Source organism: Lentzea alba (genome assembly GCF_011067745.1).
Taxonomy (GTDB): domain Bacteria; phylum Actinomycetota; class Actinomycetes; order Mycobacteriales; family Pseudonocardiaceae; genus Lentzea; species Lentzea alba.
In genome coordinates, this window is record NZ_JAAMPJ010000001.1 from 1,182,914 (window position 1) to 1,196,463 (window position 13,550).

The following is a 13,550-nucleotide window of genomic DNA, read 5'->3' on the forward strand; positions in this document are numbered from 1 at the left end:
TCGGGGTTGTGCGGCGCGGTTACGTTCGGGCGCATGGGACGTTTCTTGGTGGCGCTGGCCCTCACGCTCGGTTTCGCCGTGCTGTCCGCTCCCCACGCCTCGGCGTCGGAGGGCACCCGGTGGCAGGTCACACCGTGCGCGTCCGGCTCGAAGGCGTTGTGGCTGCCGCGCGTCGACAAGTTCGGCACCGACATCAGCTGCACGACCGAGGAAGCCCGTGCGGCGGCGGTGAAGGCGGCGGTGGACAGCGGGAGTCCGACGCGGATGATGAACGTCGCGATCGCGTTCGCGCAGCAGATCTCGGACAAGGCGCTGACCGCGGAGTCGACCTGCGTGCTGGGCGCCAAGGGTGCGATCGGCGAGGCGCTCGGGACGTGCGTGGCGGCATAAGGCTCGTCTCCCGTGCGGGGTAGCTTGGTCGCTGTACAGAACCGCGGCCCCGCTGAGGAGATGGCTCATGACCGGCAACGCCCAGCCAGGGCGCGTTGGCTATCGGGACATCGCGAACGATCTCCGCCAGCAGATCGACTCCGGCGAACTACCGCCCGGAAGCCGCGTTCCTGGCGAGAACGACCTCATGGTCACCTACGGCATAGAACAGCCAACTGCTCGCCGCGCCTTGGACGCGTTGAAGAACGAAGGCCTGATCGTCGCGAAGCGTGGATCGGGAACGTTCGTCCGCGAGTTCAAGCCGATCAGGCGGGTGTCTCCGGACAGGCTGAAAGCCACGTCATGGGGATCAGGCCAGCCGATCTGGTCCACCGACATCGGTACGCGGCCGAGGACCGAAGGCGTGACCGTCGACGTCGAAGTCCCGCCCGCGCGAGTCGCCGACGTCCTGAAGCTCGATGACGGAGCCCGCGTCGTGGTCCGGCGACGCAGGTACGTCGTTGATGACAAGCCTGTGCAACTCGCGACGTCCTACTTCCCGGAGGCGTTGGTCGCCGGGTCAGCGATCACCGAGATCAACACTGGCGAAGGCGGCGCCTACGCTCGCCTCGCCGAACTGGGCCACGAGCCCACGAGGTTCCGTGAAGAGCTGCGTAGCCGCATGCCCCGAGAAGCCGAGCGCGAAGCTCTCGACCTCGCACAGGGCACGCCGGTCATCTTGATCGTGCGGACCGCGTACACCGCCGATGATCAGCCGGTCGAGGTCAACGAAATGGTCCTGGACTCGTCGGCCTACGTGCTCGAGTACAAGTTCACCTCGCACGACTGACACCTCTTGCATTTCTGTACAGAACTGCGCTTCACTGTTGCCGTGAAGTTCTGTACAGATGTGGCGCCTTACATCACCGCGTGGAGTGCCGAGCAGGACTTGCCGTGCACGCTGGTGGAGCGACCTGACCGCAGCATCGGGTACGCCAACGAGTTGTTGAGCGATCGCGATCGGCACGGCGTGCTGTGGCGTCAGACCGCGCTACGCCATCGAGTCAGCCGGCCCGAGTTCGCTCGGGTTCACCCGGCACGGCAGCGGCGGGCGATGGAGCTGTTGCTGTGTCAGGTTTGCGGCGAACCGGCGGATCAGAACGACGACGGAATCCTGTGGCTGCAACGAGATCATCGCGACGACTGGCCTCGATGGCCAGAGGGAATGGCATCCGTGGAGCCGCCGGTGTGCCTGCCGTGCGTTCCAGTCGCGCGACGGATGTGTCCGGCGTTGCGGCGCGGAGCCGTGGCTGTTCGCGTCAGGGAGTGCCCGATCGCGGGTGTGCGCGGTGCGCTCTACCGACAGAGTGCGCTGGCTCCGACGGCGGTCACTGCGGGGAACTTCGCGTACGACGATCCCGCAGTGCGCCGCGTGCTCGCTTCTGCCCTTATCCGCGAGCTACGCGGCTGCACTATGGTGACGTTCGACGAGCTGGGTCTTGAGGAACTCAGCCGTTGAGAATCGCGCGCGACATGACCACGCGCTGCACCTGGTTCGTGCCCTCGTAGATCTGCGTGATCTTCGCGTCCCGCATCATCCGCTCGACCGGGAAGTCACGCGTGTACCCCGCGCCACCGAAAAGCTGCACGGCGTCCGTGGTGACCTCCATGGCCACGTCGGAAGCGAAGCACTTGGCAGCGGCGGTGATGAAGCCGATGTTCGGCTCGCCCCGCTCGGCCTTCGCGGCGGCGACGTAGACCATGTGCCGAGCGGCCTCGATCTTCATGGCCATGTCGGCGAGCATGAACTGGACGCCCTGGAAGTCCGAAATGGACTTCCCGAACTGCTTGCGGTCCTTCACGTACGCGACCGCGGCCTCAAGCGCACCCTGTGCGATGCCCACGGCCTGCGCACCGATCGTCGGACGCGTGTGGTCCAGCGTCTTCAAAGCGGTCTTGAGCCCAGTGCCCGGCTCGCCGATGATGCGGTTGGCCGGGATCGTGCAGTTCTCGAAGTAGATCTCGCGGGTCGGCGAGCCCTTGATGCCGAGCTTGCGCTCCTTGGGACCGACCGAGAAGCCCGGGTCGTCCTTGTGCACGACGAACGCCGAGATGCCGGCGGACTTCTTGGCCGCGTTGGGGTCCGTCACGGCCATGACCGTGTACCAGGTGGACTCGCCGGCGTTGGTGATCCAGCACTTGGTGCCGTTGAGCACCCAGTCCGAGCCGTCCAGCACTGCCCGCGTGCGCATCGAGGCGGTGTCGGAGCCCGCCTCGCGCTCGGACAGCGCGTAGGAGGCCATGGCCTCGCCCGAGGCGATGGAGGGCATGACGAGCTGCTTGAGCTCCTCGGAGGCCGAGAGCAGGATCGGCATCGTGCCGAGCTTGTTCACGGCGGGGATCAGTGAGGAGGACGCGCAGACGCGGGCCACTTCCTCGATGACGATGCAGGTGGCCACGGAGTCCGCGCCCTGGCCGTCGTACGACTCGGGGACGTGGACGGCGGCGAAGCCGGACTTCACGAGGGCGTTGTGGGCCTCCACCGGGAAGCGCTCGTTGTCGTCGACCTCGGCCGCGAACGGCTTGATCTCCTTCTCGGCGAGCGAGCGGACGGCCTCTCGCAGCGCCTCGTGCTCCTCGGCGAGCTGGTAGGTGCCGAAGCTCGGGTTCACCTTGTTACCTCCCGGTAGCGAGTACTCGGCACGATGTTAGCGCCCGTTCACCGGAGGTGCCGGTGTGCCGTTGAGCACTCAGAGGGACTTCTGCAGCGCCGCGTCCTTGTCTAGTACGAGCTGCTCGAGTTCCGCCTGGAAGCGGGCCATGCGTTCCTGCAACACAGCGTCCGAAGCAGCCAGCACGCGCACGGCGAGGAGCCCGGCGTTGCGGGCGCCACCCACTGAGACGGTCGCCACCGGGACGCCCGCGGGCATCTGCACGATCGAGAGCAGCGAGTCCATGCCGTCGAGGTACTTCAGCGGGACGGGCACGCCGATCACCGGGAGCACCGTGGCCGAGGCGACCATGCCGGGCAGGTGGGCCGCGCCGCCGGCGCCCGCGATGATCACTCGCAGGCCACGTGAAGCGGCCGAACCCGCGTAGTCGAGCATGCGCTGCGGGGTGCGGTGCGCGGAGACGACGCTCACCTCGAACGAGACGTCGAACTCGGCCAGCGCCTCGGTGGCGGCCTTCATCACCGGCCAGTCCGAGTCGCTGCCCATGATCACGCCAACCTGAGTCACTCCGAGCTCCCGTGAATGTCGTATCCGTCAGACCAAACGCCGGTGGACAGCCAGTCCGCGGCCAGCCGCGCGCGTTCGCGCACCGACGTCATGTCGTTGCCGAGGAACGTCACGTGCCCGACCTTGCGGCCCGGCCGTTCCTCCTTGCCGTACAGGTGCACGTGCGCGTCCGGGAACCGGGCGAACAGATGGTGCACGCGCTCGTCCGGGCCCATCGCCGGCGTCTCCGAGGCACCCAGCACGTTCGCCATCACCACGGCCGGCGCCATCAGGTCGGTGCGGCCCAGCGGGTAGTCCAGGACGGCGCGCAGGTGCTGTTCGAACTGGGACGTGCGCGCGCCCTCGATCGACCAGTGGCCGGAGTTGTGCGGGCGCATCGCGAGCTCGTTGACGACCACGCCGTCCGCGGTCTCGAACAGCTCGACGGCGAGCACGCCCACGACGCCCAGTGCGTCGGCGACCTTGAGCGCCAGTTCCTGGGCCGCGGCACCGTCCAGCGAAGGTGCGGGCGCGAGGACCTCGACGCAGATGCCGTCGGACTGCACGGTCTCGACGACCGGCCACGCCGCGCCCTGACCGAACGGCGAGCGCGCGACCACGGCCGCCAGCTCGCGGCGCATCGGCACGCACTGCTCGACCATCAGCGGCGTCCCGGCCTCCAGCAGTTCGGGGACGACCAGCTCGGCGCTGTGCGGCTGGTTCAGCATCCACACGCCGCGGCCGTCGTAGCCGCCGCGGATCGCCTTCAGCACGCACGGCCAGCCGTGCGCCGCGCCGAACTTCAGCACGTCGCGCACCTCGTGGACCTCGGCGAACGGCGGCACCGGCAGCCCGAGCTCGGCCAGTCGCACGCGCATCTTCAGCTTGTCCTGCGCGTACTGCAGCGCGTCCGGACCGGGGTGCACCTTCACGCCCTCGGCGACCAGCGCGCGCAGGTGTTCGGACGGCACGTGCTCGTGGTCGAAGGTGACGACCTCGCAGCCCTTCGCGAACGCGCGCAACGCGTCCAGGTCGGTGTGCGTGCCGAGCACCACGTCCCGGGCGACGAGCGCGGCGGGGTCGTTCTCGGACACGGCGAGCACGCGCAGCGACTGGCCGAGCGGGATCGCGGCCTGGTGCGTCATGCGGGCGAGCTGCCCGCCGCCGATCATGCCGACGACTGGGAGACGGGTACGGGAGTCCACGGTTCAGGCAGCCTACCTGCAACTTCTGATCGGCTCACGAGCAGAGCCAGGCTCTGCGCGGTGACGCTGCCCTCCGGTGCGGTGTGGATCACAAGCCGCTGGTCGTGCTCCGGCGCGCCGAGCACCTCGCAGTCGAACTCCAGCAGGCCCACGACCGGATGCCGCAGCCGCTTGCGAGCGGACCGGCGCACCTTCACACCGTGCTCCGCCCACAGCCGTGCGAACAACGGGCTCGCCATCAGTTCATCGACCAACGGCTGTGCTGACGGCCGGCGGGCGAGGGTCGCGCGCAGGTCGGCGACGTGGGCGCGAGCGACGTCTTCGCGGTCCTCGGCCGGGACCCAGTCCTCGTCGCCGAGGAAGAACGCCCTGAGCAGGTTCCGTCCGGTGAGGTCGCCGAACACCAGCTCAGCACGCGCGGAGAAGGCGAGCACGTCGCCGACGTCGGAGATCACCACCGCGAGGTCGTCGCCGAGCCGGTCGAGCAGCAGCCGGATGCCGGGCCGCACCTCGCTCCCGGACGCGGGCTCCTCCGGCACGGCCTCACCTGCCAGCCGGAACAGGTGCGCGCGCTCGTCGGAGGACAGCTCCAGCGCCCGCGCGATGCCGTGCAGAACGGACACCGAGGGGCGCGGACCACGGCCCTGTTCCAGCCGCGAGTAGTAGTCGACCGACATGCCCGCCGCCTCGGCGACCTCCTCGCGGCGCAGGCCGGGCGTGCGACGGCGACCGCCGCCGCGAGGCTCCATCCGTTCGCGGCAGCTGCGCAGGAAACCCGCCATGTCCGGCATGTCTCCACGGTAGCCAGGGATTCATCGTCCCTGGCTGGGGGCGGCGCCCCGAACGACGCTGGATTTCATGAAGATCGCGATGACAGGTGCGACCGGACGAGTCGGCAGCAGGCTGCTGCCGAGGTTGCGCGAACAGGGCCACGACGTGCGCACGCTGGCCCACCGGCTGGCCGACAGGAACGCCGTCGAGGAGCTGGTGTCCGGTGTGGACGTCGTCGTGCACGTCGCCGCCGCCCTCCGCACGAGCACCGACTTCGAAGGCGTGAACGTCCACGACACCAGGACTCTCGCCGAGTCCGCCGCCGAGGTGCCGCTGTTCGTCCACATCAGCACGAACCTCGTCTACCCCGGCGGACTCGGCAGGCCCGCCACCGAGGACGACCCGACCGACCCGGATCCCGCGTTCGGCGACTACCCCCGCACCAAGGCGCTCGGCGAACAGGCCGTGCTCGCCACCAGGGAAGCCACGATCCTCCGGCTGGCGTTCGTCTACGGCGACGGCGACCCGCACCTGGAGGAGTCGCTGCGCTGGGCCTCGACCTGGCCCGGCCACCAGCGGCTGCACATGGTGCATCACGCCGACGTGGCGCAGGCGGTGGTGAAGGTCCTCGAATCCGGTGCCGGCGGGATCTTCAACGTGGCCGACGACAGCCCGATGACGGCCGTCGAACTGCACCTGCTGAACGGCCTCACCCCCAGCGAGGAGGCCGTTCAGCAGGAGTTCGACCCGTGGCACGGCATCGTGTCGACGAACCGGGCACAGCGGGAGATCGGTTTCCGCCCGCGCTATCCCTCGGCTTGGGCAGCGGCGGCGTCGGAGGCTCTCTGACCGGGTTCGGGTTCGGCTTTGGCTTTGGCTTCGGTCTTGGGCTCGGCTTCGGCTTCGGACTCGGCTTCGGCTTCGGCTTCGGACTCGACTTCGGGCTCGGCTTCGACTTCGGGCTCGGCTTCGGACTCGGCTTCGACTTCAGGCTCGGGTGCTGATTCGGATTCGGATTCGGACGCGATGCGACGGTGACGGCGGGACGGCTTCCATCCGCCTCCCCGGCGCAGCATCCGGAACGTCAACCCCAGCATCGCGGCGGCGAGCAGCGCGAACACGGTGAACTCGATCAGCTGGAAGACCCACACCATGCCGGCCGGCTGGTAGTCGGTGTACGTGCCGACGGCGGCCTTCGTGGCGCGCATGCAGCTGTTCTCGTTGATCAGCCCGGCGCACGTCGAGGTCACCGGCACGGGTTCGAGGTCGTTGCCCACGAACCCGCTGCCGAGTTCCAGCGCACCCCCGGGAAGGACCGGAGTGCTGTCCCAGCGGACGACAGATCGTTCCGCGGGCAGATAGTGATCGCGCACCGCAACGGAGATAAAGGCGCGCACGAACGTGTAGAACACAAGCGTCGCCGCCATGGCGGTCACGACGTGCCTCGTCAACAAGCCGATGAACACGCCGAGCGCGAAGCCGAAGAGCGCGTAACCGGCCTGCACGAGCGGGTTGAACTCGAAGGCTCCCCACGTCTGCCGCGCGCCGCCGATGCCGTCGCCGACCCCGAGCAGCGCACCGAACACCACGGCCAGCCCACCGAGCAGCAAAGCCTTGCCGCGCAACCACTTCACGGGCGTCACGTCCTGGCCCCAGGCCACGAAGTACGTGCGTTCCTCGAGCTCGCGGGCGATCAGCGGAGCGCCCCAGAAAACGCCGACCACAGCGCCGAACGCGATCTGCACGATGAGTCCGTAGAAGCCGGCCATCAACAGCCCGCCCATACGCCCGTTCGGGGTTGTCATCAGGGCGTACGTGGCGAACACCACGACGAGGGCGACGCCGATGACGGCCCACCGGTGCTGACGCCAGGTCAGCCAGACGAGTGCGCTCATGCGGCACGCTCCAGGTGCGCCACGACGAGCTCCTCCAGCGTCACGTACCGCGCGGTCCACGGTTCGGCGATCTGCCTGCCGCCGGAGCGCACGAGGTACGACGACTGCGACCTGCCGTGCTTCGCCAGCACCACGCGTCCTTCCACTGGTGATCTCGAGGCCTTCGGGCCCGTGTAGAGAACGTGCTGTTCCAGCAGCTCGTCGGTGTCGCCGTCCACGAGCAACCGCCCGTCGGCGAGCAGCAGCAACCTGTCCGCCACGCCGCCGATCTCCGCGACGACGTGCGTGGAGAAGACCAGCGTCATGCCGTTGTCGTTCACCTCGGTCAGCAACGCCCGCATGACCTTGTGGCGGGCGAGCGGGTCCAGTTCGGACAGCGGCTCGTCGAGCAGCAGGACGTCCGGGCGGGATCCCAGTGCCAGCGCGAGGGTCACGTGCGTGCGCTGACCGCCGGACAGGTCTTCGATCTGGAGCCTCCTGGGCACCTTGAACCTGGTGAGCCACTGGTCGGCGAGGTCGTTGTCCCAGACGTCGTTCATGCGGCGGCCGAACTGCAGCACGTCCGCGACCTTGAAGTTCTTGTACATCGGCTTGTGCTGCGGAACGTAGGCGACGCGGCCCGCGATGGACGCGTGTCCCGAGTACGGCGGTAAATGGCCGGCCAGCACGTTCAGCAGCGTCGACTTGCCCGAGCCGTTGGCCCCCACCAGCGCCGTGACGCTGCCGGGTGGCAGTTCGAAGGAGACGTTCCGCACGGCCCACTTCGACAATTCGGCCGCAACCACGCTCATTGCGTTCCCCCACCATTCAGCACCTCGCGCACCAGCGCGTGGATGTCCTCGTCCTCCAACCCGGCGGAGCGTGCCTCCGCGACCCAGCCGGCGAGCGTCTCGCGCAGGGGGTCGAGGTCCTCGGGGGCCGCGGACCCCAAGGACGCCTTGACGAAGGTGCCGGAGCCCTGACGGGCTTCGACGAGGCCGGCGAGCTCCAGCTCGCGGTAGGCCTTGAGCACGGTGTTCGCGTTCACGCCGCTGGTCGCGACGACGTCCCTGACCGTGGGCAGGCGATCGCCCGGCTGCAACCAACCGAGCCTCAAAGCCTCCCTGACCTGCTGCCCCAGCTGCAGGTACGCGGGAAAACCGCTGCCCCGGTCGACGTGGAACTCGACCACACACGCTCCCCAGATTGTTCTAGTCAACTAGGACAATAGAACACTTCCCGCCCGTCTGAAAAGTCACGCGGGGACCTTTCGTACTACGAGTCAGTACGAAAGGTCCCCGCGTGGCGGCAGGGAAGCGGGCGCGGGACAGGGGGTCAGCGCCCGAGCGAGGTGAGGAGCTGGCACGCCTCGGTGTGTGTGTCTGGCAGACGCTCGGTCCAGACCTTCGCGGGCCCGACCGGGCGTACGTTGGGGTCGTCGGCGAGGCGGTCGGCGGCGAGCACGCGCAAGTTCGACACTCTGCGCGCGAGCAACTCGTCACGGCGTACGAGCACCGCGGCCACGCACGGCCCGAGAGTCGCCAACGTCTCGCCGCTGTCGAAGACCGTGCGCAGTGCGTCGGACACGAGGGTCATGGCGACCACACGGGACCAACCCGAGGCACGGTGCACGTCGAGGCGCAGCAGCACGAGTGCGTAGTCGAGCGGTGCGACGGGGGTTTCCCGGTACACCTCACCCAGCCGTGTCCGCAGGTAAGCGGCTGTCGCCAGCCCCGTCAGAGGATCTTCGGCCGCGCAGTCGCCGGCCTGCTTCGTCACCACGTCCGCCCATCCCAGCGCTGTCATGCGCAACATCCGTGAAGGGAGCGCGTCGACGTTCGGCGACACGATGTGCGACGCGTCGGTCAGCACGGCGTGCAGCGCGGCCAGGTCCAGCAGCGTCTCGCTGAGTCCGGCACCCGCCTCGGCACGTGCGCGGCCCAGCCGGACCAGCGCGTCGCCGGGGTCGGTGTTCTCCAGCATCGCCGCGCACACGTCGTCGACCTCGGCGAGCGGCCAGTCCGATGGAAACGCCCAGCCGGCAGCCATGGTGGCGGTCCGCCACCTCGACTTCAGCAGGCGTTCCGCTTGTGCGACACCCACCCGGTCTCCCTTCAGCTCTCCCGATTCCAGGTGGGAGACGCCGCCACTTCCGGTTCGTGACGCAACCCGCGCGGGGGATTGAGATGACTCTGCGCGGCGTCGTACGTCACACTGATCGCCGCGAGGAGGGACACGAGACTTGGCGACCGTTCCTGCAGAGGTCCAGGGGCCCAGCGACGCGGAACTCATCGAGTCCGTGCGCGAAGGGACCATCGACGCCTACGGCCAGTTGTACGAACGGCACGTCTCGGCGGCGTACAACCTCGCCCGCCAGTTGGCCCGCTCGCAGGCCGAGGCCGACGACCTCGTCTCCGAGGCGTTCGCCAAGGTGCTCGACACGCTCCGGGCCGGCCGCGGCCCCGATGTGGCGTTCCGCGCGTACCTGCTCACGGCGCTGCGCCACACCGCGTACGACAAGACCCGCCGCGACAAGAAGGTCGACCTCACCGAGGACATGACCGACGTCGCACCGGCCGTGCAGTTCAGCGACACCGCGGTGGCCGGACTGGAGCGCTCGCTCGCCGCCCGCGCGTTCGCCGCGCTGCCGGAGCGCTGGCAGACGGTGCTCTGGCACACCGAGATCGAGGGCCAGTCCCCCGCCGACGTCGCCCCGCTGCTCGGGCTCACGGCCAACGGCGTGTCCGCGCTCGCCTACCGCGCCCGTGAGGGCCTCAAGCAGCAGTACCTGCAGATGCACCTGGCCGAGACGGACGCGGAACGCTGCAAGGCGACCGTCGACCGGCTCGGCGCGTGGACCCGCGCCGGCCTGTCCAAGCGCGAGGCGACCCAGGTCGAGGCGCACCTCGACGAGTGCGGCCGGTGCCGGGCGCTGGCCGCGGAACTCGCGGACGTCAACGGCGCGCTGCGGATCTTCGTCGCCCCGCTGGTCCTGGGCGTCGGCGCCACGACCTACCTGATGGCCGCCGGGACCGCGACGACCGTCGTCGGTGCCGGTGCGGCCGCGGGTGGCGCGGGTGCCGTCGGTGCCTCGATCCCCCGTCAGCTCGTGACCGTCGGTGGTTCCGCTGCCGCCGTGGCCGCCGCGGTGGTGATCGCGCTGACCGCGGGCACCAGCAACCAGCAGGCGCCGGTGGTCCAGGCCATCCAGCCGCCACCAGCGCAGACGCAGGTGCAGCAGCCGCCGGCACCGAAGCCTCCGGCGCCGCCGCCTCCCACCACGGAGCCGCCGGTTCCGACGCCGACCACGACGCCACCGGCCTCCACTCCGACGCCGACGCCGGAACCCCCGGCGCAGACCCCGGCTCCGGCGCCCACACCCACCCCCACACCGCCGGCGCTCACCCCGACGACGCCGAGCGGGTACACCCTCACGCCGGGCGAGGAGCCGAAGGACTTCCCGATCACCGTCCGCAACACCGGCGGCACCGCGGCGCCGCCCGCGTCGATGGTGCTGAACCTGCCGCCCGGCGTGCTGTCGACCGGCGGACCGTCGTCGTTCGGCGCCGCGCGGCTGCTGCAACCGGACGGCTCGGCCGACCAGACCGTGAACTGCCCGGCGGGCGGCGGCACGATCACCTGCTCGACGTCGCAGGGCATCGCGCCCGGCGGGCAGGCGACGTTCCTGTTCCGCCTGCGGGCGACCGCCGACGCCCAGCCCGGCACGATCACCGGCACCATCAACGCCGGCACGTCGATCTCGGTCAACGTGAGCGTCGAGGTCAACGTCCCGCCGGTGAACGACGACATCGAGCTCACCGTGTCGACGTGGCACGAGATCTTCTGGGACCCGCGCGTGGACGTGCAGGTGCTCAACAAGGGTCCGCGCGCCGGCACGTTGAAGCTGGACGTGTCGTCGTCGGCGAACATCGTGATCTTCACGCCGTGGCGGAACTGCTCGCGCACGGACAAGAACACCATCCACTGCGTCACCGATCTGGAACAGGGCGGCAAGTTCCGCATGTCCGTGTGGGCGTTCGGCCTGCCGCACCGGGGCGGGACGATCAGCGTCACGGCCACGCTGGGCAACGCGACCAAGTCGGTGACCGTGCCGGTCAAGATGCGGCCGGACTACCCGCCGGGCGTCGAGCCGGACCCGCCGACGACCACGACGGTGCCGCCGACGACCACGACCACCCGGCCCCAGGACCCGACGCAGAAGCCGACCGAGCCGTCGGAGCCCACGAAGCCGGGCACCCCGACGCTGCCGACCGAGCCCGCGACGGCGCCGCTGATCCCGCCGGTGCCGCCGCCGTCGACGACCGTGCCGACGCCGACCGTGCCACCGTCGACGCCACCGTCGCCGACGCCGCCCACTCGGTCGGAGCCGTGCGAGCCGTGGCCCGGACTGTTGCCACCGTTGATCCCAGACCTGCTGGGCCTGCCCTGTCCGCCTGCTCGGAGTTGATCAAATGTTGATCTTCGTTCGTCACTGAACGTGCAGCTCAGATGGCTGGCAGTGGCGGAAGGTAACACCCCGAGGCAACCGGCGTTACCTTGATCCGTAAGCTGGCGCGGTGCTGCCAGTCGTTCGCCGCGCCATGAGCCGGTTGCCAGAACCACTCCAGTTCCTGTTGCACAAGCACCGCGAGTTGATCCGGTTCGCGCTGGTAGGCGGCACAACGTTCGTCATCGACAACGGCGTCTGGTACGCGTTGAAGCTCACCGTGCTGACGGACAAGGTCGTCACGGCGAAGGTCATCGGCGTGCTCGTGGCGATCATCGCCTCGTACGTCCTGTCCCGCGAGTGGTCGTTCCACACCCGCGGCGGCCGCGAGCGTCACCACGAGGCCGCGCTGTTCTTCCTGGTCAGCGGGCTGGGCGTGGCGATCAACATCGCGCCGCTGTGGCTGTCGCGGCACCTGTTCGGCTTGCAGGCGCCGTTCGTCTCGGTGCTGACCGAAGAGGTCGCGGACTTCGTGTCCGGTTCCATCATCGGCATGCTGCTCGCCACCGGCTTCAAGTTCTGGGCGATGCGCCGCTGGGTCTTCCCCGACGCCGGCGCTCGACCGGACCGGCGCGTTCACCCGATCTCCGTAGACTCGACCCGTGTCCCTAGCCGAAACAGTGGTCTCCCGGTTTCCGGAACCGATCCGGTCGATCGCGCTGAAGCATCGTGAACTAGTCAAGTTCGCCCTGGTCGGGGGCACGTGCTTCGTGATCGACACGGTCCTGTTCTTCGGGATCAAGACGGTCGTCCTGCCGAACAACCCGGTGACGGCGAAGATCATCGCGACTCTCGTCGCCACGATCGTGTCGTACGTGCTGAACCGGGAGTGGTCGTTCCGCACCCGCGGCGGTCGCGAACGGCATCACGAAGCCGCCCTGTTCTTCCTGGTCAACGGCATCGGCATCGTGCTGAACTCGGCACCGCTGTACATCGCGCGGTACGCGTTCCACCTGCAGGAGCCGCACGTGTCGCGGCTCACCGAGGAGGTCTCCGACTTCCTGAGCGCGCAGATCATCGGCACGCTCATCGCGATGGCCTTCCGCTGGTACGGCTACAAGACGTGGGTGTTCCCCGAGGAGAACGCCCGCGGCAACGGCCGATCGCTGGACGAGGAAAAGGAACTCGGCCACTCGTGACCTGGAAGGCCGACCGGATCGGGTCGTCGTTGCGCGGGGAGAACCCCACCGTGCTGCGTCGGCTGAGCGCCGGGTTCGCGAACATCGGGGACGTCCAGTTCCTGCCCGGGTACTGCGTGCTGCTCGTCGACACCCCCGAGGTGCAGCGGCTGACCGACCTGCCGCGCGACCGGCGGGCTCGGTTCCTCGCCGACATGGACGTGCTCGGGGAGGCCGTCGAACGCGTCTGCGGTCGCCGCGACCCCGCCTTCCGGCGGGTCAACCTGGAGATCCTCGGCAACACGGACCCGTACCTGCACGCCCACGTCTGGCCGCGCTACGACTGGGAGCCGTCGGACATCGTCGGTCGTCCGGTGTGGCTGTACCCGGTCGAACGCTGGTCGGACCCCGCCACCGCGCTCGGTGCGGAGCACGACGAGCTCCGCGCCGAACTCACCGCCGAGATCGACCTGCTCCGCGGCTGAGGC

At 69.2% G+C, this 13,550-nt stretch carries 16 protein-coding genes; 8 read left to right on the forward strand and 8 right to left on the reverse strand.

The window, feature by feature from the left end:
• The first annotated feature begins 33 nt into the window (after positions 1–33).
• From G7043_RS05525 to G7043_RS05535, 3 genes are all read left to right on the forward strand, one after another.
• Positions 34–390 carry a hypothetical protein gene (locus tag G7043_RS05525; RefSeq protein ID WP_166044440.1) on the forward strand — a complete coding sequence of 119 codons (357 nt, stop codon included), beginning with the start codon at positions 34–36 and terminating at the stop codon, positions 388–390.
• 67 nt (positions 391–457) lie between these two features.
• Positions 458–1,219, forward strand: a complete 762-nt coding sequence (locus G7043_RS05530) for a GntR family transcriptional regulator (protein ID WP_166044441.1) — start codon at positions 458–460, stop codon at positions 1,217–1,219.
• A 60-nt stretch (positions 1,220–1,279) separates the two neighbouring features.
• Positions 1,280–1,888, forward strand: coding sequence for a hypothetical protein (locus G7043_RS05535; RefSeq protein WP_207310562.1), 609 nt, complete (start codon positions 1,280–1,282; stop codon positions 1,886–1,888).
• Here G7043_RS05535 and G7043_RS05540 read toward each other — a convergent pair.
• The 4 genes from G7043_RS05540 to G7043_RS05555 all read right to left on the reverse strand — a co-directional run bounded on the left by G7043_RS05540 (position 1,878) and on the right by G7043_RS05555 (position 5,583).
• On the reverse strand, positions 1,878–3,041 hold the full coding sequence (locus G7043_RS05540; RefSeq protein ID WP_166044442.1) for an acyl-CoA dehydrogenase: 1,164 nt from the start codon (positions 3,039–3,041) through the stop codon (positions 1,878–1,880). The genes G7043_RS05535 and G7043_RS05540 overlap by 11 nt on opposite strands.
• A gap of 78 nt (positions 3,042–3,119) precedes the next feature.
• A complete protein-coding gene (gene purE, locus G7043_RS05545; protein ID WP_313887711.1) occupies positions 3,120–3,608 on the reverse strand; it encodes a 5-(carboxyamino)imidazole ribonucleotide mutase in 489 nt (162 codons plus the stop codon).
• Positions 3,605–4,792, reverse strand: a complete 1,188-nt coding sequence (locus tag G7043_RS05550; protein WP_166044443.1) for a 5-(carboxyamino)imidazole ribonucleotide synthase — start codon at positions 4,790–4,792, stop codon at positions 3,605–3,607. The genes purE and G7043_RS05550 overlap by 4 nt, the downstream gene beginning before the upstream one ends.
• On the reverse strand, positions 4,756–5,583 hold the full coding sequence (locus tag G7043_RS05555) for a helix-turn-helix domain-containing protein (protein ID WP_166044444.1): 828 nt from the start codon (positions 5,581–5,583) through the stop codon (positions 4,756–4,758). The genes G7043_RS05550 and G7043_RS05555 overlap by 37 nt, the downstream gene beginning before the upstream one ends.
• A 67-nt stretch (positions 5,584–5,650) precedes the next feature.
• On the opposite strand from G7043_RS05555, the gene G7043_RS05560 reads away from it, so the two are divergent.
• Positions 5,651–6,412, forward strand: coding sequence for an NAD-dependent epimerase/dehydratase family protein (locus G7043_RS05560; RefSeq protein ID WP_166044445.1), 762 nt, complete (start codon positions 5,651–5,653; stop codon positions 6,410–6,412).
• Here the strand turns inward: G7043_RS05560 and G7043_RS05565 are convergent.
• From G7043_RS05565 to G7043_RS05580, 4 genes are all read right to left on the reverse strand, one after another.
• The gene (locus G7043_RS05565; RefSeq protein WP_166044446.1) at positions 6,370–7,458 is read right to left on the reverse strand and encodes an ABC transporter permease; all 1,089 of its coding nucleotides are present in this window, start codon (positions 7,456–7,458) and stop codon (positions 6,370–6,372) included. The two genes, G7043_RS05560 and G7043_RS05565, sit on opposite strands and share 43 nt — an antisense overlap.
• Complete coding sequence (locus G7043_RS05570) at positions 7,455–8,249, reverse strand: ATP-binding cassette domain-containing protein (protein WP_166044447.1); 795 nt, start codon at positions 8,247–8,249, stop codon at positions 7,455–7,457. The genes G7043_RS05565 and G7043_RS05570 overlap by 4 nt, the downstream gene beginning before the upstream one ends.
• Positions 8,246–8,629, reverse strand: coding sequence for a GntR family transcriptional regulator (locus tag G7043_RS05575; protein WP_166044448.1), 384 nt, complete (start codon positions 8,627–8,629; stop codon positions 8,246–8,248). The genes G7043_RS05570 and G7043_RS05575 overlap by 4 nt, the downstream gene beginning before the upstream one ends.
• 143 nt (positions 8,630–8,772) lie before the next feature.
• Positions 8,773–9,540: a GGDEF domain-containing protein gene (locus tag G7043_RS05580; RefSeq protein ID WP_166044449.1), complete on the reverse strand. Its 768-nt coding sequence runs from the start codon at positions 9,538–9,540 to the stop codon at positions 8,773–8,775.
• Between the two features lie 139 nt (positions 9,541–9,679).
• Here G7043_RS05580 and G7043_RS05585 point away from each other — a divergent pair, with 139 nt between their 5' ends.
• The 4 genes from G7043_RS05585 (at position 9,680) to G7043_RS05600 (ending at position 13,547) form a co-directional block, all read left to right on the forward strand.
• Positions 9,680–11,905: a sigma-70 family RNA polymerase sigma factor gene (locus tag G7043_RS05585; protein WP_166044450.1), complete on the forward strand. Its 2,226-nt coding sequence runs from the start codon at positions 9,680–9,682 to the stop codon at positions 11,903–11,905.
• A 112-nt stretch (positions 11,906–12,017) separates the two neighbouring features.
• Positions 12,018–12,617, forward strand: a complete 600-nt coding sequence (locus G7043_RS05590) for a GtrA family protein (RefSeq protein WP_390827104.1) — start codon at positions 12,018–12,020, stop codon at positions 12,615–12,617.
• Complete coding sequence (locus G7043_RS05595; protein ID WP_086660891.1) at positions 12,547–13,083, forward strand: GtrA family protein; 537 nt, start codon at positions 12,547–12,549, stop codon at positions 13,081–13,083. The genes G7043_RS05590 and G7043_RS05595 overlap by 71 nt, the downstream gene beginning before the upstream one ends.
• Entirely contained in the window at positions 13,080–13,547 is a 468-nt protein-coding gene (locus G7043_RS05600) for an HIT family protein (RefSeq protein ID WP_166044451.1), read from the forward strand. Before G7043_RS05595 ends, G7043_RS05600 begins: the two co-directional genes overlap by 4 nt.
• Positions 13,548–13,550 lie beyond the last annotated feature (3 nt).

Coding starts and splice junctions, on each gene's coding strand:
- G7043_RS05530 (WP_166044441.1), top strand. CDS start 458: ATGACCGGCAACGCCCAGCCAGGGCGCGTTGGCTATCGGGACATCGCG.
- G7043_RS05555 (WP_166044444.1), bottom strand. CDS start 5,583: ATGCCGGACATGGCGGGTTTCCTGCGCAGCTGCCGCGAACGGATGGAG.
- G7043_RS05565 (WP_166044446.1), bottom strand. CDS start 7,458: ATGAGCGCACTCGTCTGGCTGACCTGGCGTCAGCACCGGTGGGCCGTC.
- G7043_RS05560 (WP_166044445.1), top strand. CDS start 5,651: ATGAAGATCGCGATGACAGGTGCGACCGGACGAGTCGGCAGCAGGCTG.
- G7043_RS05570 (WP_166044447.1), bottom strand. CDS start 8,249: ATGAGCGTGGTTGCGGCCGAATTGTCGAAGTGGGCCGTGCGGAACGTC.
- G7043_RS05525 (WP_166044440.1), top strand. CDS start 34: ATGGGACGTTTCTTGGTGGCGCTGGCCCTCACGCTCGGTTTCGCCGTG.